This window comes from Pseudomonas sp. IT-P44, assembly GCF_949768225.1.
GTDB classification, from domain to species: Bacteria; Pseudomonadota; Gammaproteobacteria; order Pseudomonadales; family Pseudomonadaceae; genus Aquipseudomonas; species Aquipseudomonas migulae.
The window spans coordinates 49,413-72,296 of record NZ_CATKQM010000005.1; the positions used below are offsets into that span (position 1 = coordinate 49,413).

Here is a 22,884-nt window from a genome sequence, read left to right on the forward strand (position 1 = left end):
ACTGAAATGCCGCCTGAGCTGAGGCGGATGATGGAAGAGTGGGAAAATGGTGGTCCTCTTCCCCCCGGGCTGGTGTTCCCCATCGGGCCTTCACCTTTACGAAAAGAAATGACGAAACCGCGCAAGCGCAACCGATAAACATGCCAGCGGCCCTTTCCCGCGTCACCTCATTGCTCGATCAGGCCAGACGCGCCTTGCTCCTTGTCTGGGCTACTTCTCGCGGGTTGTTTCTGGGCCTGGTGCTGGCGACCCTGATCGCAGGCGTACTCCCGGCATTGGCTGCCTGGCTGGGCCAACGCATTGTCGACGCGGTGGTTTTCGCCATGCAACTGCACGCGCAGCAGGGCAGTGCGCCGTTGTGGCCGGTGGTGCGTTACGTGCTGTTTGAGGCCGGTGTGCTCGCGTTGCTGTCCGGGACCCAGCGGGCGCTGTCGGTTCAGCAATCGCTGTTGCGAGTGCAGTTGGGGCAGAAGGTCAACACAATGATTCTGGAGAAAGCCCAGACGTTGTCGCTGGTCCAGTTCGAGAATTCCGAGTTCTACGACAAGCTGGTGCGGGTCCGGCGCGAGGCGTCGACCCGGCCGTTGGCGCTGGTGATGAAGTCGTTGGGGTTGATCCAGAACCTGATTGTGCTGATCAGTTTTGGTGTGTTGCTGGTGCATTTTTCGCCGTGGGCGCTGGTGTTGTTGGTGGTGGGTGCGTTGCCGGTATTTTTTGCCGAAGCACATTTTTCCGGGGACGCCTTCAGGCTGTTTACCCGTCGTGCGCCGGAGAGCCGGCAGCAGAACTACATCGAGACGCTGCTCTCCCACGAGGGCTACATCAAAGAGGTCAAGCTGTTCGGCTTCGCGCCACTGCTGTTGAAGCGTTATCGCGATACGTTCGCGCGTCTTTACGCTGAAGACCGTCGGCTGACCCTGCGTCGCGATGGCTGGGGTTTTGTCCTGGGGTTGCTGGGCACGGGGGCGTTTTATCTGGCCTACGCGTGGGTGGTGGTCGACACCGTCCACGGCAGCATCACCCTTGGCCAGATGACCATGTACCTGGTGCTGTTCAAGCAGGGGCAGACCGCAGTGAGCAGCAGCTTGAGCGCCATCAGTGGTCTTTACGAAGACGGACTGTATCTGTCCAGCCTCTATGAATACCTGGCTGAGCCCGTTGTGGCCGACTCCGGCAGCCTGACCGTAGGCGCGCTTCCCGGCGATGGTCTGCGGTTCGAAAACGTCGGGTTCAGCTATCCGGGCGCGAGCCGCGCGGCGCTGGAGGGCATTGATCTGCACCTCGTGCCGGGGCACAGCGTGGCGTTGGTAGGGGAGAACGGTTCGGGCAAGACCACGCTGATCAAGCTGCTGACCCGCCTGTACCGTCCCGACCAGGGGCGCATCCTGCTGGATGGCAGTGACTTGCAGGCATGGGACGAAGATGCGCTGCGCCGGCGTATCGGCGTGATTTTCCAGGACTATATTCGCTACCAGTTCTCCGTGGGCGAGAACATCGGTGTCGGTGACACCCTGGCGTTCAACGATGAGCAGCGCTGGCAAGCCGCTGCCGCCGAGGGCATGGCCGCGCCTTTCATTGAGCGTCTGGATCGCGGCTATGCGACGCAATTGGGCCGCTGGTTTGCCGGCGGCCAGGAACTGTCTGGCGGGCAATGGCAGAAGATTGCCTTGTCCCGTGCCTACATGCGCCGTGACGCCGATATCCTGATTCTGGATGAGCCGACCTCAGCCCTCGACCCGGCGGCGGAAGCGGCGGTGTTCGAGCATTTCAGCGAGCACACCGAAGGCCGCATGACGCTGTTGATTTCCCACCGTTTTTCCAGCGTGCGTAATGCCGACCACATCATCGTGCTGGATCAGGGGGCGATCCTTGAGCGCGGCGATCACGCCAGTCTGGTGGCCGCCGGAGGGCGTTACGCGCAATTGTTCAACTTGCAGGCGCGAGGTTATCGCTAAACGTCAGGAGTCCTGAGAACCGCGAGCCAGTGCCGGCCCGGCCATCTGCGGCGGTTTTGCTTTCATCAAGCCCTCAAGTGCCTGGCGATACTGGGTGCCGCCCAAACTCATGCTGTTGTTGTGCGTGCCGCCCGGCACCAACAACAGGCGTTTGGGCTCGCTGGCGGCGTTGAACAACTGCTGGCTGAAGCGCGACGGCATGAATGTATCGGCCAGGCCATGCACGACCAGCAGCGGCATGTCGATGTCGACGATCTTGTCGATGGAATCGAATTTCTGCGACAGCAGCCAGCGCACTGGCAGCCATTTCACCGGCAGGTTACTTTCGGCCACTTGGGCCACGGCATCGCCCAGTGACGTGAACGTGGACTCGATCACCAGACCGCGCACCGGGACCGCGACATGGTTCTTTTTCGCCTGTGCGGCCAGGTCTGACGCGAGGTCGATGGCTACCGCACCGCCGAGGGAATGGCCGTAGATCAGGCGCTTGCTGGCGTCCGGTTGCATCGTTTTGAAGCGTTCCCAGGCGGCTCGCGCGTCTTCATACACACTGGCTTCCGACGGCAGATCGCCTTTGCTCTGACCAAACCCGCGGTAGTCGATCGCCAGGACGGAATAGCCCATGGCGCGCAATTGTTCGATGCGAAACGCCTGGCCGGTGAGGTTCCAGCGCACACCGTGCAAATAGAGGATCGAAGGCGCATCACGACGAGCCGCCGGCCACCACCAGGCATGCAGGTTTTGCCCATTCTTGAAACTGGCGGGCTGGATGTCGAATTCTTGAACGTCCTTCGGCAAACCGCGATACCAGCCCGCCGTACCCGGTTCGATACGAAACAGCAGCTCGCGCTCGGTGTGCTCAAGCACGCCGCAACTCACCGGCAGGCCGACAATCAGCGCGGCCATGCACAGCAAGGGCAGCCAGCGTCGGCGCAGACGTGTGAGCGGGGAGGAGGGCATCGGATGGTCCGTCGGTAAAAAACTGAAGTCCGGTTTTTAACAGAAGCGTGTCGGCGGGGGGAACATTTTCGACAGCCGTTCACCAAACCCCCTTGTAGGAGCAAGCTTGCTCGCGATGACGGTGGCACATTAAGCAATGCTGTCGACTGATACACCGCTATCGCGAGCAAGCTTGCTCCTACAGGGGGCGCCACAATTGCAGATCAATCCACCCGCAACACAATCTTGCCAATGTGCTCGCCTCCTTCCATCCGCGCATGCGCCTGTGCCGCCTCGGCCAACGGATAGACCTTGTCGATCATCGGCAGGCAACGCCCGGCAGCGAGCACCGGCCACACGTATTCGCGCAACTGCTCGGCAATCGAGGCTTTTTCTTCCACGGTGCGTGGGCGCAGCAACGAGCCCGTCACGATGGCGCGTTTGCTCATGATCGCCAACAGGTCGACGTCCTTGGCGTGGGCGCCGCCGAGAAAGCCCAGCATCACCAGTCGACCTTCCATGCCCAGCGCCGCGATGTTCGAATTCAGGTACGAGCCGCCCATGATGTCGAGGATGACATTGACGCCTTTGCCAGCGGTTTTTTCCTGGATGACCTGGGCGAAATCCTGATCGCGATAGTTGATCGCTTCGGCGCCCAACGTACGGATCGCCGCGCACTTTTCCTCACTGCCCGCCGTGGCGAAGGCCTTGACGCCGAATTCGCGACACAGCATCAACGCGGTCGTGCCGATGCCACTGGTGCCGCCATGGATCAATGCGCGCTGACCTTTGGCAGCGCCGCCCATGTCAAACAGGTTGGCCCACACGGTGAAGAAGGTTTCCGGGACCGCCGCCGCGTGCACCCAATCCATGCCTTGAGGAATCGGCAACGTCTGGCCGGCCGGCGCGACGCAGTATTGTGCGTAACCGCCGCCGTTGGTCAGCGCGCAGACGTTGTCGCCGACGATAAATTCGCTGACACCTTTACCGACCGCCACCACTTCACCGGCCACTTCCAGCCCCGGAATCGGGCTCATGCCGGGTTTCATCGGGTACTTGCCGGCACGTTGAATCACGTCGGGGCGATTGACCCCGGCAGCGTGCACGCGAATCAGCACTTCGCCCGGCCCCGGGGTTGGTACTGACGCCTGGCGTGGCTTCAATACCTCCGGGCCGCCGGGTTCGGTGATTTCGATCAGGGTCATGGTGTGGGGCAGATTCATGTGAGTGTCCTGTCTGGAAATGTTCAGTAAGTGGGACCACATCAAGCCGTCGGTGACTCAGCTCAATACAGGTTGCAGCCGGCCGCGACGATTCAGCAAGCGCATGCCCTGTTCCAGCAGCAGGGCTATGACAATGGCGCCCGCTGCGAGGATGAACAACAGCGCGTGATGCCCGCCGCTGGCGTTGAACAACGCCGAATACGCAAACCCGGCAATCGCCTGGAACGTGGCGAACGACACGGTGGCGCGACTCCAGGCAATCTGCTGCTGATGATGGTTCGGGATCAGTTCGTGAACCCGGGCCAGCGCCAGTGGCACGATGCCAGGAGGGAACGAGCCGAGGATCACCGCCAGCAAGGCCAGCGCAGTGAAAGTACTTGAAATCGACAGTAAACCGACTGCAACTGCCTGCACCACCAGCACCAGGCGAATGCTCAGCCGTGCGCCCAGTTTGTCAGCCAGAAAACCGTAACTCACCGGCCCGATAATCGCGCCGAGGCCGTACATCACCCAGATAAGAGCGCCAATGTGCGCGCCAGCCCCGAGCCCGCGGGCAACGTAATCCACCAGGAACACCATGGCGGGCACGAGCCCGGCAGCCATGAACGCGTATTGGGCGAACAGCAGGTAAACGTTCGGGTCAGTCGGCATCGTCGAGGGTTCGGCGGACGGTGCTGCGGTGGCCGCGTGCGTGGCTGACGGCCAACCGAACCAACTGGCGACGGTCAGCGCCAATGCCAGCGCGCCGAGACCGAACCAGGTGTTCTGCAAACCCAGGCTCAACAGCGGCGGCACAATCGTCCCGGAGCCGGCGATACCCAAACCGATGCCCAGGAAAATCGCACCACTGGCCAGCCCTCGGCGGGACGCCGGCACATGTGGCAGCACGGTTGCGGCCACCAACACCATGATCGCGCCGCCAGCGACGCCCGACAGCAAGCGCCAGCCGAAGAACCAGCTCACCGACAACGGAAAGCCACACGCAAAAAACGACAGCGTCACCGCCAGCATCATCAGGCGCAGGGCGCTTTTGTTGGAGGTCCGACGGGCCAGCGGATGGCCGATCAGCGCGCCAATCAGGTAACCCACCAGATTGGCGGCGCCTAGGTACACCACGTCGCTGGCAGAAAACCAGTGCGCCTGGATCAATGAGGGAATCAACGGCGTGTAGGCGAACCGCGCCAGGCCGATACTGACAAGGCTGGCGCAGAGGCCGGCGAAAATCGGCAGCCAGATGGCGCTGCGCGGGGTGGTTGATGTGCTGGGCATGGGAGCCGTCCTCCAGGTTTATCTATGGTGCCCAGCTTATCCAGATTCATTGATGCAATAACGCAGCGATTTTGCGTTATGGTGATGCGTATATGCAGCGGTGGAGAAACCTATGAATTGGGATGACGCCAGGGTGTTTTTGGCCGTATGCCGGGAATCGACGTTACGTGGCGCGGCGAGGGTGCTGGGGGTCGATCAGGCCACCGTCGGGAGGCGGATCACGGCACTGGAGAAGTCCTTGAGTGCGACGCTGTTTCTGCGCACTTCGGAGGGATACGCGCTGACAGCCGTCGGTGAAGCAGCGTTGAAAGCCGTGGAGAAAATGGAGCACTCCGCGCTGGAGATGCAGCGCCAGATTCAAGGGCTCGACGACCGGCTGACCGGTATCGTTCGGGTCAGCACCACGGACTCCATGGCCATCGACTTCCTGATCCCGGCGATTGCCCGCCTGCATGCACAGCACCCCGACGTGCGCGTGCAACTGGATGCCTCGACGCAGATTTTGAGCCTGTCGAAACGCGAAGCCGACATCGCGGTGCGCAACACCCGGCCAGACAACCCGGACCTGATCGCCCGACGCATCGCGCGTTGGCCGGTGGGCCTGTTTGCCTCCCGGGAGTATGTGGACACCCACGGTGTGCCGGCACCGGGTTCGGCGTTCGAGGGGCATGATCTGGTGGTGTATCAGCCGTATTTGCAGAACAACAAAGACATCACGCTGGTCTCGGAACCGTTGGGGCGCGGGCGCATCGTTTCGAGCCTGAGCTCCAGTCTGCTGGTGCGCCGGGCGATTGCCGCGGGGATAGGGCTGGGGGAAATTCCGGTGTACATGGGGGAGCGCGACGGGCTGGTCAGGCTGTGGCCGGAACGCACACGACCGGTGCCGTATGACATATGGCTGGTGACGCACGCGGACTTGCGGCATACCGCGAGGGTGCGGGTGGTGATCGATGAGATTGTGGCGGGGTTTGCGGGGACGGGTGAGTAACGCACGCCCCTGTGGGAGCGGGCTTGCTCGCGAATGCGGCCTGTCATTCAACATTGATGCTGACTGGCAATCCGCGTTCGCGAGCAAGCCCGCTCCCACAAGGGTCGTGTTTCAACGTTATGGCATTTCAGGCAATTCCTGAGGACGCAGGTCAAACACCAGCACTTCGGCATCCACGCCGTTGCTCAGGGTCAGCAACTGTTCATCGCGAACCCGCACGCCATCGCCTTCCTGCAATTGCAGGCCGTTGAGTTCGACGCTGCCGCGCGCCACATGCACGTAGGCATAACGATTGGCGGCCAGTTCCAGCGTGGCGCTTTCCTTGCCATCGATCAGGCCGGCATACACCCGCGCATCCTGGCGCACCTTCAACGAACCGTTTTTCCCCTCGGGGGAGATGATCAGTTGCAGACGCCCGCGTTTCTTCTGTGTGTTGAAATGCTCTTGCTGATAGCGCGGTTTGGCGCCGCTGACGTCCGGCACGATCCAGATTTGCAGGAAGTGCACGCCACGGGTCGCCGAGTGGTTGTACTCGCTGTGTGCCACGCCGCTGCCGGCACTCATCAGTTGCACGTCACCGGGGCGGATCACCGAACCGGTGCCCAGGGTGTCCTTGTGTTCCAGGGCGCCTTCAAGCACGTAGGAGAAAATCTCCATGTCACGGTGTGGGTGCTGGCCAAAGCCTTTGCCGGCCGCGACGCGGTCATCGTTGATCACCAGCAGGTCGGAAAAACCCTGCTCTTTCGGGTTGCGGTAGTTGGCGAAGGAAAAGGTATGGAACGACTTCAACCAACCATGATTGGCCAAGCCGCGATCGGAAGCTTTGCGAAGGGTCAGCATGATGAAATCTCCTGTGGGGACGTTGATTCGTCCGAGTGAGGAGAAGGTTAATGTTTATCCTTTGGTGCAATAAGTAGATGGAAATTGAAATACTGTCCTCTGTAGGTTGACAATAATAAGCAGGCTGATCCCCCCGCACTTGGCCATAATGCACAGCACAGTCTTCATGCCATGCACGTAACCTTGTAGGAGCCGGCTTGCTGGCGATGGCGGTGTGTCAGTCGCCAACCTTATTGGCTGACCCACCGCTATCGCCAGCAAGCCGGCTCCTACAGGGGGCGATGTACGGCCAGTATTCTTTTTTTGATTTCAGTGATTTTGAACCCATGAAAACCGTGGCAATGGTGCTGTTCCCTGATTTTCTCCTGCTCGACATGGCCGGGCCCATGGAGGTGTTTTCCATCGCCAATCGTTATCTGGAACCGGCCGAGCGTTACGTGTTGTCGACCATCGGCACCGAGCACGGCGCATTGCGTGCCTCCAACGGTGTCAGCGTGCAGGCCGATGTGCATATCGATCAGGCGGATCAGGCGTATGACCTGTTGCTGGTGCCGGGCGGCCCGGGGGCCTACAACGAAAAACACCCGCCGTTGCTCGGCTGGCTCAAAGGTGCGGTTAAGCGGGCCGGACGTTATGGCTCGATCTGCACCGGCGCATTCGTGCTCGGAAATGCCGGCCTGATTGATGGCTACCGTGTCACCACCCACTGGCATTACACCGAACGGCTGATCAAGGGGTTCCCGAAGGCGACGGTGGAGACCGATCAGATCTTTGTTCAGGACCGAAACCTGATCACCTCCGGCGGCGTCACTGCCGGCATTGACCTGGCACTCGCCGTGGTTGCCGAAGACCATGGCAAGAAAGTCGCTCAGGACGTGGCCAAGGTGTTGCTGGTGGTGATGAAACGTCAGGGCGGACAGGCGCAATTCAGTCCGTTGATGGCGACGGTGGCCCCTCACGAAACGCCGGTGACACGCGTGCAGAACTATGTGCTCGACCACCTCGACGAAGCCTTCAGCATCGAGCGCATGGCCGGCCTGGCCACCATGAGTCCGCGTCATTTCGCCAGGGTGTTCGCCCGGGAAGTGAACATGACGCCGATGGAATTTCTCCAGAGCGCACGCATCGACTGTGCGAGAAATCTGTTGGAAACCAGTGACTTGCCGCTCAAGACCGTGGCTTTCAAAAGTGGTTTCGGCAGTGTGCGGCACATGCGGTTTCTGTTCAGTGAAAAACTCGGATTGACCCCGTCCCAGTACCGCGAACAGTTCAGCTAGTGCCTTTTTGTCCGTTTTGCGCACCGTGATGACCGTGACGCTCCCATCGTGGTCGTTGTTCCGTCACCGAGGCCTGCGAAGATACCCGTGAACTCTTTGTAATGGAGGCGCGAGCCTGGCGCGCAATGGAAATGACAATCCGTTGAGCCGCTTAGGGTTTGCGCACGTGGACCTGCATGAACAGCGTCAGTGATTTGAACAACGAAGCGGTGCTGCGATTCGGCCCTTATGCGTTTCACCTGCGGCAACGCCTGATCCTCGACGGGGACCGGCCGCTGCGCATGGGCGGGCGGGCCCTGGATATCTTGCAGGTGCTGGTCCAGCGCGCGGGCAACGTGGTCAGCAAGGACGAACTCATCGCACTCGTCTGGCCGACTTCGGTGGTCGAGGAGATCAACCTGCGCGTGCACATCGCCGCGCTGCGTCGCGCACTGGGCGACGGGCAGGACGGGCAGCGCTACATCGTCAACATTCCCCAGCGCGGTTATAGCTTTATCGCAGCCGTGCAGCGGGTGCCGGCGAGTACGCTGGCCTCGATCGAAACGGTTCAGAAACCTCAACACAACCTGCCCGCGCGCCTGTCGCCGGTGATCGGGCGCGATTCGCTGGTCGGCAGTCTGGTCCGCCAGTTACCGGTTCGGCGCCTCATGACCCTGACCGGTCCCGGCGGCATCGGCAAGACCACCGTGGCGTTGCGCGTGGCCGAACTGCTCTTGCAGCATTATCAGGATGGGGTCTGGCTGGTGGATCTGGCGGTGATCGATGACCCTGCGCAGGTGGTCGATCATCTGACCCGGGCGCTCGAGCTGGGCGTCGGAACCACCCTGGAGACATGGGCGCAACGTCATGCGTTATTGGTGCTTGATAATTGCGAGCACCTGCTCGAACGCTGCCGGACACTGGTCGAGGACCTGCTGATGGCGGCGCCACGCCTGTCGATCCTGGTGACCAGTCGCGAGCCGCTCCAGGCGCAGGGGGAAACGGTCCAGCGTTTGCCGCCACTGGCGGTGCCTCCGGCTTCGGCGTTGCACAGTGTGGCCGAAGCGATGGGCTATTCGGCGGTGCAACTGTTCGTCAGCCGTGCCCGTGCTCGTCAGCAAGGCTTTGTGCTGCGCGAACAAGACCTCAAGGTCGTGCGCGAAATCTGTCGCCGGCTCGATGGTCTGCCCCTGGCCATCGAACTGGCGGCGGCGCAGATTGATGCGTTGGCGCTGGTGGGCCTGCAAGCTCAACTGGACAATTGTTTTCAGCTGCTGACCCAGGGCCGGCGCACCGCCGTGCCCCGGCATCAAACCTTGAAAGCGGCGCTGGACTGGAGCTATGAGCAACTGAGCCCGCTGGAGCAAACCGTGTTGCAGCGCCTGTCGGTGTTCAAGATGGCCTTTACGCTGGATGCCGCCATTGGCGTGATCAGTTGCGCGGCATTGCTGCCTGCCCGCTTGATTGAAGGGGTGGAAAGTCTGGCGCTCAAATCGTTGCTATCGCTGGAGCAGGGCGGCGGACTGGCCCGCTACCGTTTCCTCAACACCACCCGCACCTACGCCCTGGAGAAACTCGAGGGCAGCGGTGAATTGCGCACCGTTGAAATGCGTTACGCCCGCTACATCAGCCGAGCGCGGTGGGTATCAAGCGGGCACGTGGCGCTGCAACTCGTCGAGTAAACGGCGGACTTTCGTCAGGTCCGGTGTGGCAAAACCTTCGGTGAACCGGTTGTAGATCGGTGCCAGCAGCGTATGGGCTTGCCGGTGCCGGCCCTGACGCTGCCAAAGCTGTGCCAGCGAGGTAGCGCTGCGCAGTTCCCAGGCCAGGGCGCCCTGATGGTTGGCGACGTTCAAGGCCCTGATCAGCAAGGCCTCGGCCGCGTCGGTGTTCAACGGGCACTCTTGCGCCAGAAGCGCCTCAGCCCTGGCTCGCAGGATCTCCGCCGTGTTCCAGCCCGCGATGCCGGTATCTGCCCGTTGTGACAAGTCGTCATCGACGAAACCGGTGTCCAGCGTCACCATGATGTCCTTGATCAACCCCTCGCCCGGCAGAAGGGAGGAGCGCAGCTCGGTGTGATCGATCACCTGTGCGTAGTGCATGGCCCAGGTGTAGAACAGCAGCACCGAGTGCTTTTGCGCCTGTTCCAGCAGCAGTCGCAAGAGTTCGCGCGCGGTGCGGGTGTCGCCGTTGTAGTGGGCGATCAGGCAACCGGCCAGCGCCAGGGTGTAGCAGATGGACGTGCCGTGGTTGATCTGCATCGCGATGTCCAGCGCCTGCCGGGCGGTGCGCCACGCCTGTTCCGGCCGGCCTTGCAGCCAGAGGATGCGTGCCAGAATGGTCAGGGCGGCGACGCTCTGGTCGTACTGCACGCCAAAACCGTGGGTGAAGCGGTTGAGGTGGCCGCTCTGGGCCATGCGCTGCAGCACCTCTTCGGCATTCACCCGCGCCTGTTCCTGATTCCCGGCAAAGTGCAGCGCCAGCACCCGCAAACGGTGGGTGCTGAGGGACAACACTTCATCGCCGTGCAGCCCCAACCGGTCGAACTGCTGGCTCTGCTCCAGGGCCATTTGATAGTTGGCACAGCAGAGGTTGACCGCCATGTGTCCGGACACCGCACGCAACTGACCGGCCACGTCGTTGCAGTGCCTGGCCAGCGTTCTGGCGCTGACGAAGGCCTCGACGGTTTCCGCCGTGCCGCCATGGGTGTGGTAGCAGGCGCTGCCGAGGGCCAGTTTGAGGGCCATTTTCAGCCGGGGGCAGGGCTCGGGCGCGGCATCCAGCAGGGCCAGCGCCTTGCGCACATACACGCCGTGCTCCTTGAGCAGCGACATTTCCTGCCAGAGCGGCGTCGATGTCGCGGTCAGGCGGATCGCCAACGTCTGCGGCCCTTGTGCGTCCAAGCCCCAATCGAGGGCTGCGCGAATATCTTCCAGACTGCGTGCATAACGCTCGATCCACGTCGCCGTCGCGATCAGCTCCCAGTCCTGCTGGGCCTGATGCATCAAGGCCAGGCAACGCTCGGCGTGGCGTTCGCGGGTGCCCGGCAGGTCGGCGGCCTGGTCGAGTTTTTCCAGGGCGTAGCTGCGCGTAGTGTCGAGCAGGCGGTAGAACACTTCTTCGTCGCCGACCTCGACGTTCAGCAGCGACTTGGCCACCAGTTGTGTGATCGAGCCAAACACCTCACAGGGTTCGATATGTTCGCCGACGATCACTGCTGCTGCCGACTCCAGGGTGAAGCCGCCTCTGAACACGCTCAGTCGGCGCAGGCAGGTTTGTTCGCAGGCACTCAGCAGTTCGAAACTCCAGTCCAACGTGGCGCGCAAGGTTTGATGGCGACCCAAGGTGGTCTGGCAGCCTTGGGTGAGCAGGCGAAAACTGCCTTGCAGTTGCGTGAGCAAGCCGCCCACGCCGAGGCCGCCGACTTGCGCCGCCGCCAGTTCAATCGCCAGGGGAATACCGTCCAGGCGCCGGCAGATTTCAATCGCCAGCGGCAGCTCGTCATCGCGCAGTTCGAAACTGTCGTGGCTGGCCATCGCCCGTTCGACAAACAACTGCAAGGCCGAAAAGCTCAGGGCCTGCGCGCGGTCGAGCACGGCAATGGGCGGCGGGCAGTCCAGTGACTCAAGACGCTGAACGAACTCGCCTTCGGCCCGCAGGCTCTCGCGGCTGGTGGTCAGGATGTGCACGTCGGGCGCGGCGCGCAGGATGCTTTCGCTCAACACGGCGATGGCGTCGAGCAGGTGTTCGCAGTTGTCGATCACCAGCAGCATCTGCCGGTCGCGCAAAAATGCGGGGAGGCCGCTCATCGGGTCGGTGTCATGCAACGACAGTTCGAGCAGCGTCGCCAGATGCGCGCTGATCATCGAGGGGTCGTTGATCGGTGCCAGGTCCAGCAGACGAATGCCATCGCGGTAGCGCCCGATCAATTGCTCGGCAACGCGCAGGGCCACGGTGGTTTTGCCGATGCCGCCGGGGCCGACCAGCGTGATGAAACGCTGGCGTGACAACTGGACCACCAGGCTGTCGACGAGGGCCTGGCGACCGATCATGCGTGTACGCCGCACGGGCAGGTTGTGGCCGTTCGGTGCGGGGGCTTCATTCGCCGGATGTTGCTCGATGTGCTCCAAAGAGAACGGCGCGACAAAGCTGTAGCCGCGCTGGGCCACGGTGACGATGTAACGCTGGCCGTTCTGGCCGTCGCCGAGGGCTTTGCGCAACGCCGCCATGTGCACCCGCAGGTTGATGTCTTCGACAACGCTTTTGGGCCAGACCCCGGCGATCAGTTCCTGTTTGCTGACCACATTTCCGGCGTGTTCCAGAAGGATCAACAGAATATCCATGGCACGCCGACCCAGGCGCAGGGGCTGGTCGGCCTCCATCACCAGGCGTTGTCCGGGATAGATCCGGTAAGGGCCGAAATGGATGGCCTGTTCGGGGGAAAGGGTCAACGGGTCACTCCTGCTTGCAGCCGTCTGGTACGCGGTTACCGAGCATATTCGTCAGGTTTGTTCATTCGCGCAATGCGCTGGCCAACTGACTGCCGGGTGTTCACTTGGACTGCCGGTTTACGATCCTCCCTGTTCTTTGCGTTTTTACTGGGCGCGGCGCTTGTGTAGAAGGCGCCGGGGCTTTTGGCGCGCCAGGGAAAATTAACAACGTTTAACTCGTCCTGCGTCCGGTCTACGCCCAAAACTCCAGCACCGCAACTGCTCAAACTGTAGGAGCCGGCTTGCTGGCGATTGCGGTATTTCAGCCGAAGTTGTCGGCGATGGGTACATCGCAATCGCCAGCAAGCCGGCTCCTACAGGGGGGCCGTGTTGTGAAAAGGGATTTATTTGTCATGAGGACGCCGGAATGAGCAACGTGGTGGTGGTCTATCACAGTGGCTACGGGCACACACGGGTCATGGCCGAAGCCGTGGCCCAAGGTGTGGAGCGGCACCTGGGCAGTACCTGCCAGCTGATTTCGGTCGAGGACGTGGACCAGCACTGGGACCGTTTGCACAACGCCGACGCGATCATTTTCGGTGCGCCGACCTACATGGGCAGCGCCTCGGCACGCTTCAAGGGGTTTATGGAAGCCACGGCGGCGTTCTACCTGACCCAACCCTGGCGCGACAAACTCGCGGCGGGTTTCACCAATTCCGGCTGCCTGTGTGGCGACAAACTCAACACCTTGCTGCAGATGGCGGTGTTCGCCGCGCAGCATTCGATGATCTGGGTCGGCCTCGACCTGCTGCCGGCACGCTCCGGCACCGGCGTGTTCGACGGGCAGCTCAATCGCCTCGGTAGTTCGCTGGGCGCCATGGCGCAGTCGAATGTCGAACAGTCCCCCGAATTCGCACCGCCCCCGGAAGACCGCTGCACCGCCGCGCACCTGGGCGAACGCGTGGCGCGGCTGGCTGAACGCCTGAGCCACTCACCGGTTTGAATCACCCCCAACCCTCCTGAGGAAACATCGCATGAGCACGTTCACCACCCGAGACGGCACCGAGATTTATTACAAGGATTGGGGCACCGGCCAGCCCATCGTCTTCAGCCACGGTTGGCCGCTGAACGCCGACAGCTGGGAATCGCAGATGATCTTCCTCGCCTCTAAAGGCTACCGGGTGATCGCCCACGACCGTCGTGGCCATGGCCGTTCCAGTCAGCCGTGGACCGGCAACGACATGGACACCTACGCCGATGACCTGGCGCAGTTGATCGAACGACTCGACCTGAAAGACGCCGTGCTGTTCGGTTTCTCCACCGGCGGTGGTGAAGTGGCGCGCTACATCGGTCGCCACGGCACCGGGCGCGTGGCCAAGGCCGGGCTGATTTCAGCGGTGCCGCCGCAGATGCTCAAGACCGAAGCCAACCCCGGTGGCCTGCCGATCGAGGTGTTTGACGGTATTCGTCAGGCGTCCCTGGTCGACCGTTCGCAGCTGTACATCGACCTCGCCAGCGGTCCGTTCTTCGGCTTCAACAAACCGGACGCCAAACCGTCGCAAGGCATGATCGACTGGTTCTGGATGCAAGGCATGACCTCCGGCCACAAGAACGCTTATGACTGCATCAAGGCGTTTTCCGAAACCGACTTCACCGAAGACCTGAAGAAATTCGACATCCCCACGCTGGTGGTGCATGGCGACGCGGACCAGGTGGTGCCGATCGAGGCCGCCGGCATTGCTTCGGCAAAACTGGTCAAGGGGTCTACGCTGAAGGTCTACCCCGGCGCGCCCCATGGCCTGACTGATACCCACAAGGATCAGCTCAACGCTGACCTGCTGGCGTTCCTCAAGGGTTGATGTGCCCACGGCGCGGGCGTAGATCCGCGCCGTTCTCGCTCCTGATGAGCCGAATCCTTCGAGAACCTGACCATGAAAAAGCTGACCAACGCCACCGGGGCACCGGTGGCCGACAACCTCAATATCCAGACCGCCGGCCCCCGTGGACCGGCACTCTTGCAAGACATCTGGTTGCTGGAAAAACTCGCCCACTTCGACCGTGAACTGATCCCGGAACGGCGCATGCACGCCAAGGGTGCGGGCGCCTACGGTACCTTCACCGTCACCCATGACATCACCCGTTATACAAAAGCCAGCATCTTCAGCTCGGTGGGCAAGGAAACGCCGCTGTTCGTGCGTTTTTCCTCGGTGGCCGGTGAACGCGGCGCGGCGGATGCCGAGCGTGATATCCGTGGCTTCGCGGTGAAGTTCTACACCGACGAAGGCAATTGGGACATTGTCGGCAACAACACGCCGGTGTTTTTCTTTCGCGACCCGCTGCGTTTCTCCGACCTCAACCACGTGGTCAAACGCGACCCGCGCACCGGCCTGCGCAACGCCACCAGCAACTGGGACTTCTGGACCCTGCTGCCCGAGGCGCTGCACCAGGTGACCATCGTGATGAGCGATCGCGGAATTCCCACCAGTTTCCGTCACATGCACGGCTTCGGCAGTCACACCTTCAGCCTGATCGACCGCGACAACAAACGGGTGTGGGTGAAGTTTCATTTTGTCTGCCAGCAAGGCATCGAAAACCTCTCGGACGCCGAGGCCGAAGCAGTGGTCGGCAAGGACCGCGAAAGCAATCTGCGCGACCTTTACGAAGTCATCGAGCAGGGCAACTTCCCGCGCTGGAAATTGTGCATTCAGGTGATGGAGGAAGAGCAGGCGCTCAACTATCGGCACAACCCGTTCGACTTGACCAAGGTCTGGCCACACGCTGAATTCCCGTTGATTGAAGTGGGCGTCATGGAGCTCAATCGCAACGCCGAAAACCACTTTGCCGAAATCGAACAGGCAGCGTTTTCGCCGGCCAACGTGGTGCCGGGCGTGAGTTTTTCACCGGACCGCATGCTCCAGGCGCGGCTGTTTTCCTATGGCGATGCCCAGCGTTATCGCCTCGGCGTGAACTTCAACCACATCCCGGTCAACGCGCCGCGCTGCCCGGCGCACAGCTACCACCGCGACGGCGCCATGCGCACCGACGGCAACCTCGGCGGTACCGCCAGTTACTTCCCGAACAGTGTCGGTGAGTGGCAGGATTCGCCGGAACTGGCCGAGCCGCCGCTGCCGCTGGAAGGCTTTGCGCAGCATTATGATCATCGGTTGGAAGAGGATCATTACGAACAGCCGGGTAACCTGTTTCGACTGCTCGATCCGGCGCGCAAGCAGTTGCTGTTCGACAACACCGCACGCGCCATGAACGGCGTACCGCAGGCAATCCGCCAGCGTCATATCGACAACTGCACCAAGGCCGATCCGGCGTACGGATTTGGCGTGGCCGAGGCGTTGGAGCGGTTGGTGCCGTTAGGGTAAAAGGCGGCAGGCTTGCCGGTGATGGCGCCCATGAAATCGCCATCGCCAGCAAGCCGGGCTCCTACAGGTTTTGCGTCATCCCCAAATCCCGAACACCCCACAATCCCTTGTAGGAGCCGGCTTGCCGGCGATGGCGCCTATGAAATCGCCATCGCCGGCAAGCCGGACTCCTACAGGTTTTGCGTCGATCCTCAATCCCCGAACACCCCCACAATCCCTGTAGGAGCCGGCTTGCTGGCGATGGCGTCCGTAAAATCGCCATCGCCAGCAAGCCAAGCTCCTACAGGTTGACGCGTGGAAGCGCGCGCACGGCTCGGCAGCGCCAGGCGAAAGGGTTGATGCCTTCGCTGCGGGTGAAGATGTGGCAGAAGTGCGCCTGATCGCAGAAGCCGCATTCGAGGCTGATTTGCGTGAGGCTCAGGTCGGTGTTCTGGATCAGTTGCTTGGCCCGGGCGATGCGTTGGTGGCGAATCCAGTCTTGCGGCGAGAGGCCGGTGCTGCACTTGAATGCGCGGGAGAAATGACTGCGCGAGAGGGCGCAGGCGCGTGCCAGTTCGGTCACTTCGACGGTTTCACCGAGGCGTTCGAGGATCAGTTGCTTGACCAGGCTTTCGCGCCACGGGGTCAGGCCGCCGGTGGTTTTCTTTCGCGTTTCAGTGGCAGTCGCGCGAGCGACGTTTTGCTGAGAATGAGCCATGACAAATGTCCGTTTCGGTGAGCTTCATTCTTGGTCGCGGGGCTCTGGCAGGCGAGTTAAACGTTGTTAATTTCGCCGATGCGCAGTGGTGGCCAACAACGCTGACTCAGCACATGGCTGCAATTTTTGCGGTGCCGGGCGAGGCATGATCGACGTCTTGTGGCGGGCCTGTGCATGGCCGCTCTTCTGACTTGATCAAGGGTGACGGCATGAAATATTCTCTGGTTGGCGCGTTGGGCCTCGCGGTGGCGTTGGCGTCAGGAATCTCCTCGGCTCAGGCACCGGCACAGGTCGGCACCCAGGTGCCGGGCTACTTCCGCCTGGCGGTGGGCGACTTTGAGGTGACGGCGCTGTTCGACGGCTACAACGACCTGTCGCCCAAACTGCTCCAGGGCCTGACCCAAAGCCAGATCCGCGCACTGCTGGCCCGCCGCTCGATTGAAACGCCGGGGGTGCAGACTGCGTTCAACGCCTTCCTGATCAACACCGGCAAGCAATTGATCCTGGTGGATACCGGCGCCGGACAATGCATCGGTGCGACGGCGGGCATGCTCTCGGACAACATGAAAGCCGCCGGCTACGAGCCTTCGCAGGTCGACACGATTCTGTTGACTCACTTGCACCTGGACCATGTGTGTGGATTGGTCGATGGCCAGCAGAAACCGGTTTTTGCCAACGCCACGGTCTACGCCGCGAAGGCCGAAGCCGATTACTGGCTTGATCCTCAGGCGCTGGCCAAAGCTCCCGAGGGCGCCAAGCCGTATTTCAAAATAGCTCAGGACTCCACCGCACCGTACGTCGCGGCGGGACGTTTCAAGACGTTCGACGCCGGCCAGTCGCCTGTGCCGGGGGTCGAGGCCACGCTGGAAGCCGGGCACACGCCGGGCAGCACGACGTACCGCTTCACCTCTCAAGGGCAGAGCATTTTGTTCATGGGGGATCTGGTGCATAACCTCGCGGTGCAGTTCTTGCACCCGGAAGTCTCGATCGGCTTTGACGTCAACAGTCAGCAAGCGATCAAAAGCCGCGCCAAGGTGTTCAGCGATGCAGCCGCCGGTAAAACCTGGGTGACGGCAGCGCATTTGCCGTTTCCGGGCATTGGCCATATCGCTGCAGAGGGCAAGCATTTTCAATGGGTGCCGGTCGAATACGGTCCTTATAAACGTGCGGCGAAAGTGCCGCTGATCGAGTAAAGTCCGACGCATTCACAAGGGAGCCGTGCCTATGAACCGTAACGATCTGCGCCGCGTCGACATGAACCTGTTGGTGATTTTCGAGGCCTTGATGTTCGAGAAGAACCTGACCCGTGTCGCTGAAAAATTGTTCATGGGCCAACCGGCGGTGAGTGCGGCGCTGGGGCGGTTACGGGATCTGTTTGACGATCCGTTGCTGTTGCGTAATGGCCGCGGCATGGAGCCGACAACGCGGGCGCTGGCGATTCTCAAGGAATTGCAGCCGGCGATGGATGTGATTTCCGGGGCGGTCAGTCGGGCGAAGGAATTTGATCCGGCGAGCAGCTGCGATGTGTTCCGCATTGGTTTGTCGGACGACGCCGAATTCGGTTTGTTTCCGCCGTTGTTGCGGCAACTGCAAGAAGAGGCGCCGGGGATTGTTGTGGTGGTGCGGCGTGCGAACTATTTGCTGATGCCGGCTTTGCTGGCTTCGGGAGAGATCTCTGTGGGGGTGAGTTACACCACGGATTTGCCCGCGAATGCGAAGTGCAAGAAATTGCGCGACATCCCCTGCAAGGTGCTGCGTGGGGACAAGCGACCTGGGCTGCTGACGCTCGACGAATACTGCGAGCGACCCCATGCGATGGTGTCGTTTTCCGGTGATCTGAGCGGCAATATCGATCTGGATCTGGCCAAGGTTGGCCGCAGTCGTCGGGTGGTGTTGGGTGTTCCGCAGTTCAGTGGGTTGCGTGCGTTGCTGGCCGGCACGGAGATGATTGCGACGGTGCCGGATTATGCGGCGTGTGCGCTGGTTGAGGGGTGTGCGTTGCGGGCTGAGGATCCACCGTTTCCCATTGATGCTGCGCAGCTTTCGATGGCTTGGAGTGGGGTGCATGACAATGATCCGGCGGAGCGGTGGTTGCGGTCGCGGATCAGTGAGTTTATGTCCAGGCCTTTGCCTGTATCGGGTTGAACGTGGCGGCCTTTGGGCCGACCATTTTGTTTCGGGTGTACATATCCATTTTTGTGGTAACGGCTGCTGGTGGTTTCGCCCTTACGGCGAGTCCCTTTTGTCAAACGCCACAAAAGGAACCAAAAAGTCTTGCCCCGGCGTCCGGCCCCTCGCTAAGGCTCGGTGTTCCCTCGCTCCGGTCCTGCTCCGTGGGCCCGCCGCCATCGGCCATCCCTGGCCGGGGGCGGCTAGCCCGGCATCCATGCCGGGCTGCCCACTGCGCAGAACCTCCACTCGGCCTCCCGAAGGGGCGGGCAGATCAAAATCAAAAGCTGAAGGCGAGCTAACGCTCGGCCTGATGAGTGGTGAAAAGCGGGTGCGTTGCTTGGCTCTTCGTAGGAGCGATGCTTGCTCGCGAAGGCGGCCTGACAGCCGACCCTTCACTCACGAATGTCCCCAATCTCCTGTAGGAGCCGGCTTGCTGGCGATGGCGTGCTTCCAGCCGACCCTTCACCCACGAATGTACCCAACCCCCTGTAGGAGCCGGCTTGCTGGCGATGGCGTGCTTCCAGCCGACCCTTCACCCACGAATGTACCCAACCCTCTGTAGGAGCCGGCTTGCTGCGGGCGGCGTTCCGACAATGACGGCCTCAAGAACACCGCACCTTCCAAAATCTTTCGCCAGCAAGCCGGCTCCTACAGTTGATCGGCGTACGACAGGGACCTTGTAGGAGTGAGCCTGCTCGCGATGGCGGCCTCAAGAACACCGCACTATCCGAAATCTTTCGCCGGCAAACCGGCTCCTACAGGGGCTGTGCGATGTCTGTGAAAAAGAGCACGTACATTCAATTTTCCCCGCCCCCACACCGGCACTATCGAATGAGGTCCCGGCGCTTTGACGCCGATGGTTTTTCATTTGTGCAGGTAGTCCATGAACGCTTCGCAATGGGATGAACGGGCCCAGGATATCGGGCTTTTTTTTTTGCGGGTCAGCGGTGGTTTGTTTCTGCTGTGGGTGCACGGTTTGCCCAAGCTGCTTAACTACAACGCTCAACTGCAAGTCATCGAAGACCCTTTCCATCTGGGCGCGAATGTCACGCTGATGCTGGCGATTTTTGCCGAGGTGCTGTGCCCGCTACTGATCATTGCCGGGGTGTTGGTGCGCCTGGCGTGCCTGCCGGTTTTGTCTGTGTTGTGGATCGCGCTGCTGGTTGTGCACCCGCAATGGAGCCTCGAGGAAGGGCAGTTCGGCTGGCTGCTGTTGATTCTGTTCACCAGCCTTTTTATCGCCGGGCCGGGACGGCTGGCGCTCAATGTCCGATTCGCCGGAGCTTTGCGTTATGCCTGAATCCAATCGTTTCGAGGAAGTCGTGACCCTGGTCATCAAGCACCGGGTCAAAGCCGGTTTTGAAGTGCCCTACGAAGCCTGGTTGCGCAACATCGTCAGCATCGCCGGGCAGCAGGAAGGGCACTTGGGGGTGGATGTGATGCGCGGCAAGAGCGCCGGCCTCGACATGTACACCTGCGTGCTGCGCTTTTGCTCCACCGACGCGATGCAGCACTGGCTCGATTCGCCACAACGGCTGGAACTGGTCAACGAAGCCACGCCGATGCTCGCCGATGGCGACCAGACCGAGGTCAACCCGGTCAAAGAATTCTGGTTCGCGCCACAGGCTGAAACCGGTTCGCCGCCGCCGCGCTGGAAGCAGGCCGTGGTGACGTTGTTGGTGATTCTGCCGCACACCTTGCTGGTGCCGCTGATCTGGGGCCCGCTGTTGCGGCTTAACGCGTTCCTGTCCAATTACGTGGTCGCCACGTTCCTGATCACGCTGACCATCGTCGTCTCGGTGGTGTACCTGTTCATGCCAATGGCGACGCGTTTGTTCGCGCCTTGGCTGTCCCCCTCCACTCAGCCCAAGGAAACGCGATGAACGCCGACCTGATTTTGTTCAATGGCCAATTTCATACCGTTGACCGTGAAAACCCACGCGCCAGTGCCGTCGCCATCAGCGATGGCCGCTTCGTCGCGGTCGGCACTGACGCCGAAGCCATGGCCCTGCGCGGCTCCGGCACCCAGGTCATCGACCTCAAGGGCCGCTGCGTAATCCCCGGCCTCAACGACTCGCACTTGCACCTGATCCGTGGCGGTTTGAACTACAACCTCGAACTGCGCTGGGAAGGTGTGCCGTCGCTGGCCGACGCCCTGCGCATGCTCAAGGATCAGGCCGACCGCACGCCAACGCCGCAGTGGGTGCGCGTGGTCGGTGGCTGGAACGAATTCCAGTTCGCTGAAAAGCGCATGCCGACATTGGAGGAGCTCAACCAGGCGGCACCGGATACGCCAGTATTTGTCCTGCATCTATATGACCGCGCTCTGCTCAACCGCGCCGCGTTGCGCGTGGCCGGTTACACCCGCAACACGCCGAACCCGCCGGGTGGCGAAATCGTGCGCGATGCCAACGGTGAGCCGACCGGCATGCTGGTGGCGCGCCCGAACGCGATGATTTTGTACTCGACACTGGCCAAGGGGCCGAAGTTGCCGCTGGAGTATCAGGTCAACTCGACCCGCCAGTTCATGCGCGAACTCAACCGTCTCGGCCTGACCAGCGCCATCGATGCCGGTGGCGGTTTCCAGAATTACCCGGACGATTACCAGGTGATCGAGCAGTTGGCCAAGGACCAGCAACTGACCATCCGCATCGCCTACAACCTGTTCACCCAGAAGCCGAAAGAAGAGCTGACCGATTTCAAAAACTGGACCAGCAGCGTGACCCTGCATCAGGGCGATGATTTCCTGCGACACAACGGCGCCGGGGAAATGCTGGTGTTTTCGGCGGCGGATTTCGAGGACTTCCTCGAACCGCGTCCGGACCTGCCGCAAACCATGGAAGACGAGCTGGAACCGGTGGTCCGCCACTTGGTCGAGCAGCGCTGGCCGTTCCGTTTGCACGCCACCTACAACGAATCCATCAGCCGCATGCTCGACGTGTTCGAGAAGGTTAACCGCGACATTCCGTTCAATGGTTTGCCATGGTTTTTCGACCACGCCGAAACCATCACGCCGCAAAACATCGAGCGGGTGAGGGCGCTGGGCGGTGGTATCGCGATTCAGGATCGCATGGCGTTTCAGGGCGAGTATTTCGTCGAGCGTTACGGCGCCAAGGCTGCCGAAGCGACGCCGCCGATCAAGCGCATGCTGGCCGAAGGTGTACCGGTTGGCGCGGGTACCGATGCGACGCGGGTGTCCAGCTACAACCCATGGACTTCGCTGTACTGGATGGTCAGCGGTCGCACCGTCGGTGGCCTGGAGCTGCACGCCGAGGGGCTGTCCCGGCAGACCGCGCTGGAGCTGTTCACCCACGGCAGCGCCTGGTTCTCTTCCGAGCAGGGCAAGAAAGGCATGATCAAGGTCGGCCAACTGGCTGACGTCGCAGCCCTGAGCGCGGACTTTTTCAGCGTCGACGAAGAAGCGATCAAGTGGATCGAGTCGGTGTTGACTGTGGTCGGCGGCAAGGTGGTGTACGCCGCCGGTGATTTCGAAAAACTCGGCCCGGCCAGTGTGCCGGTGCTGCCGGACTGGTCGCCGGTGGTCAAGGTGCCGGGTCACTGGCGCCCGACGTCGCCGATGCAGGCGCAGGTTCACCATTGCAGCGGGCCGTGCGGCGTGCATTCCCACAGTCATGAAAAGGCGCGGTTGTCGAACGCGCCGGTCAGCGATTTCGCCGGTTTCTGGGGCGCCTTCGGCTGCTCGTGCTTCGCGTTCTGACGATCAAAAAAAGCGCCGACCCG

General features: G+C 61.6%; 19 protein-coding genes. 13 read left to right on the plus strand and 6 right to left on the minus strand.

The annotated features are described in order from the left end of the window. Positions 1-140: 140 nt before the first annotated feature. Complete coding sequence (locus ACM6IO_RS01915; RefSeq protein ID WP_008041165.1) at positions 141-1,955, plus strand: ABC transporter ATP-binding protein; 1,815 nt, start codon at positions 141-143, stop codon at positions 1,953-1,955. Between the two features lie 3 nt (positions 1,956-1,958). Here ACM6IO_RS01915 and ACM6IO_RS01920 read toward each other — a convergent pair whose 3' ends face one another. The 3 genes from ACM6IO_RS01920 to ACM6IO_RS01930 form a co-directional block, all read right to left on the minus strand. Further along, positions 1,959-2,915 carry an alpha/beta hydrolase gene (locus ACM6IO_RS01920; RefSeq protein WP_414910798.1) on the minus strand — a complete coding sequence of 319 codons (957 nt, stop codon included), beginning with the start codon at positions 2,913-2,915 and terminating at the stop codon, positions 1,959-1,961. Positions 2,916-3,118: 203 nt separating this feature from the next. Then, positions 3,119-4,117: an NAD(P)H-quinone oxidoreductase gene (locus tag ACM6IO_RS01925; RefSeq protein WP_008041163.1), complete on the minus strand. Its 999-nt coding sequence runs from the start codon at positions 4,115-4,117 to the stop codon at positions 3,119-3,121. Positions 4,118-4,174: 57 nt separating this feature from the next. Further along, entirely contained in the window at positions 4,175-5,386 is a 1,212-nt protein-coding gene (locus ACM6IO_RS01930; protein ID WP_192226547.1) for a YbfB/YjiJ family MFS transporter, read from the minus strand. 112 nt (positions 5,387-5,498) lie between these two features. On the opposite strand from ACM6IO_RS01930, the gene ACM6IO_RS01935 reads away from it, so the two are divergent. Continuing rightward, entirely contained in the window at positions 5,499-6,374 is an 876-nt protein-coding gene (locus ACM6IO_RS01935; RefSeq protein ID WP_008041161.1) for a LysR family transcriptional regulator, read from the plus strand. Between the two features lie 117 nt (positions 6,375-6,491). Here ACM6IO_RS01935 and ACM6IO_RS01940 read toward each other — a convergent pair whose 3' ends face one another. Beyond that, entirely contained in the window at positions 6,492-7,214 is a 723-nt protein-coding gene (locus tag ACM6IO_RS01940; RefSeq protein WP_008032862.1) for a pirin family protein, read from the minus strand. A gap of 326 nt (positions 7,215-7,540) precedes the next feature. On the opposite strand from ACM6IO_RS01940, the gene ACM6IO_RS01945 reads away from it, so the two are divergent. Together ACM6IO_RS01945 and ACM6IO_RS01950 are read left to right on the plus strand one after the other, a co-directional pair. After that, entirely contained in the window at positions 7,541-8,491 is a 951-nt protein-coding gene (locus ACM6IO_RS01945; RefSeq protein WP_223436801.1) for a GlxA family transcriptional regulator, read from the plus strand. A gap of 176 nt (positions 8,492-8,667) precedes the next feature. Then, the gene (locus tag ACM6IO_RS01950) at positions 8,668-10,152 is read left to right on the plus strand and encodes an ATP-binding protein (protein ID WP_223481943.1); all 1,485 of its coding nucleotides are present in this window, start codon (positions 8,668-8,670) and stop codon (positions 10,150-10,152) included. On the opposite strand, the gene ACM6IO_RS01955 is transcribed toward ACM6IO_RS01950, so the two are convergent. Then, entirely contained in the window at positions 10,117-12,921 is a 2,805-nt protein-coding gene (locus ACM6IO_RS01955; protein ID WP_414910799.1) for an ATP-binding protein, read from the minus strand. The two genes, ACM6IO_RS01950 and ACM6IO_RS01955, sit on opposite strands and share 36 nt — an antisense overlap. A 406-nt stretch (positions 12,922-13,327) precedes the next feature. Between ACM6IO_RS01955 and ACM6IO_RS01960 the strand changes: the two genes are divergently transcribed. From ACM6IO_RS01960 to ACM6IO_RS01970, 3 genes are all read left to right on the plus strand, one after another. After that, the gene (locus ACM6IO_RS01960; protein ID WP_008032866.1) at positions 13,328-13,903 is read left to right on the plus strand and encodes a flavodoxin family protein; all 576 of its coding nucleotides are present in this window, start codon (positions 13,328-13,330) and stop codon (positions 13,901-13,903) included. A gap of 31 nt (positions 13,904-13,934) precedes the next feature. Beyond that, positions 13,935-14,759, plus strand: coding sequence for an alpha/beta fold hydrolase (locus ACM6IO_RS01965; protein ID WP_223436811.1), 825 nt, complete (start codon positions 13,935-13,937; stop codon positions 14,757-14,759). 72 nt (positions 14,760-14,831) lie between these two features. Next, positions 14,832-16,274, plus strand: a complete 1,443-nt coding sequence (locus tag ACM6IO_RS01970) for a catalase (protein ID WP_414910800.1) — start codon at positions 14,832-14,834, stop codon at positions 16,272-16,274. A 280-nt stretch (positions 16,275-16,554) separates the two neighbouring features. Here the strand turns inward: ACM6IO_RS01970 and ACM6IO_RS01975 are convergent, their stop codons facing one another. After that, on the minus strand, positions 16,555-16,971 hold the full coding sequence (locus tag ACM6IO_RS01975) for a helix-turn-helix domain-containing protein (RefSeq protein ID WP_008041154.1): 417 nt from the start codon (positions 16,969-16,971) through the stop codon (positions 16,555-16,557). Positions 16,972-16,976: 5 nt separating this feature from the next. On the opposite strand from ACM6IO_RS01975, the gene ACM6IO_RS01980 reads away from it, so the two are divergent. The 6 genes from ACM6IO_RS01980 (at position 16,977) to ACM6IO_RS02005 (ending at position 22,861) form a co-directional block, all read left to right on the plus strand. Continuing rightward, positions 16,977-17,120 (plus strand): hypothetical protein, encoded by a 144-nt coding sequence (locus ACM6IO_RS01980; protein ID WP_223453033.1) that lies wholly within the window; start codon positions 16,977-16,979, stop codon positions 17,118-17,120. A gap of 60 nt (positions 17,121-17,180) precedes the next feature. Beyond that, positions 17,181-18,164 (plus strand): MBL fold metallo-hydrolase, encoded by a 984-nt coding sequence (locus ACM6IO_RS01985; RefSeq protein ID WP_414910801.1) that lies wholly within the window; start codon positions 17,181-17,183, stop codon positions 18,162-18,164. A 31-nt stretch (positions 18,165-18,195) separates the two neighbouring features. Continuing rightward, complete coding sequence (locus tag ACM6IO_RS01990; RefSeq protein WP_008041152.1) at positions 18,196-19,116, plus strand: LysR family transcriptional regulator; 921 nt, start codon at positions 18,196-18,198, stop codon at positions 19,114-19,116. 910 nt (positions 19,117-20,026) lie between these two features. Continuing rightward, positions 20,027-20,443 (plus strand): DoxX family protein, encoded by a 417-nt coding sequence (locus ACM6IO_RS01995; RefSeq protein WP_008043253.1) that lies wholly within the window; start codon positions 20,027-20,029, stop codon positions 20,441-20,443. Next, positions 20,436-21,026, plus strand: coding sequence for an antibiotic biosynthesis monooxygenase (locus ACM6IO_RS02000; protein ID WP_008032692.1), 591 nt, complete (start codon positions 20,436-20,438; stop codon positions 21,024-21,026). The genes ACM6IO_RS01995 and ACM6IO_RS02000 overlap by 8 nt, the downstream gene beginning before the upstream one ends. Then, positions 21,023-22,861 carry an amidohydrolase gene (locus tag ACM6IO_RS02005; protein ID WP_008032693.1) on the plus strand — a complete coding sequence of 613 codons (1,839 nt, stop codon included), beginning with the start codon at positions 21,023-21,025 and terminating at the stop codon, positions 22,859-22,861. The genes ACM6IO_RS02000 and ACM6IO_RS02005 overlap by 4 nt, the downstream gene beginning before the upstream one ends. The last annotated feature ends 23 nt before the right edge of the window (positions 22,862-22,884 follow it).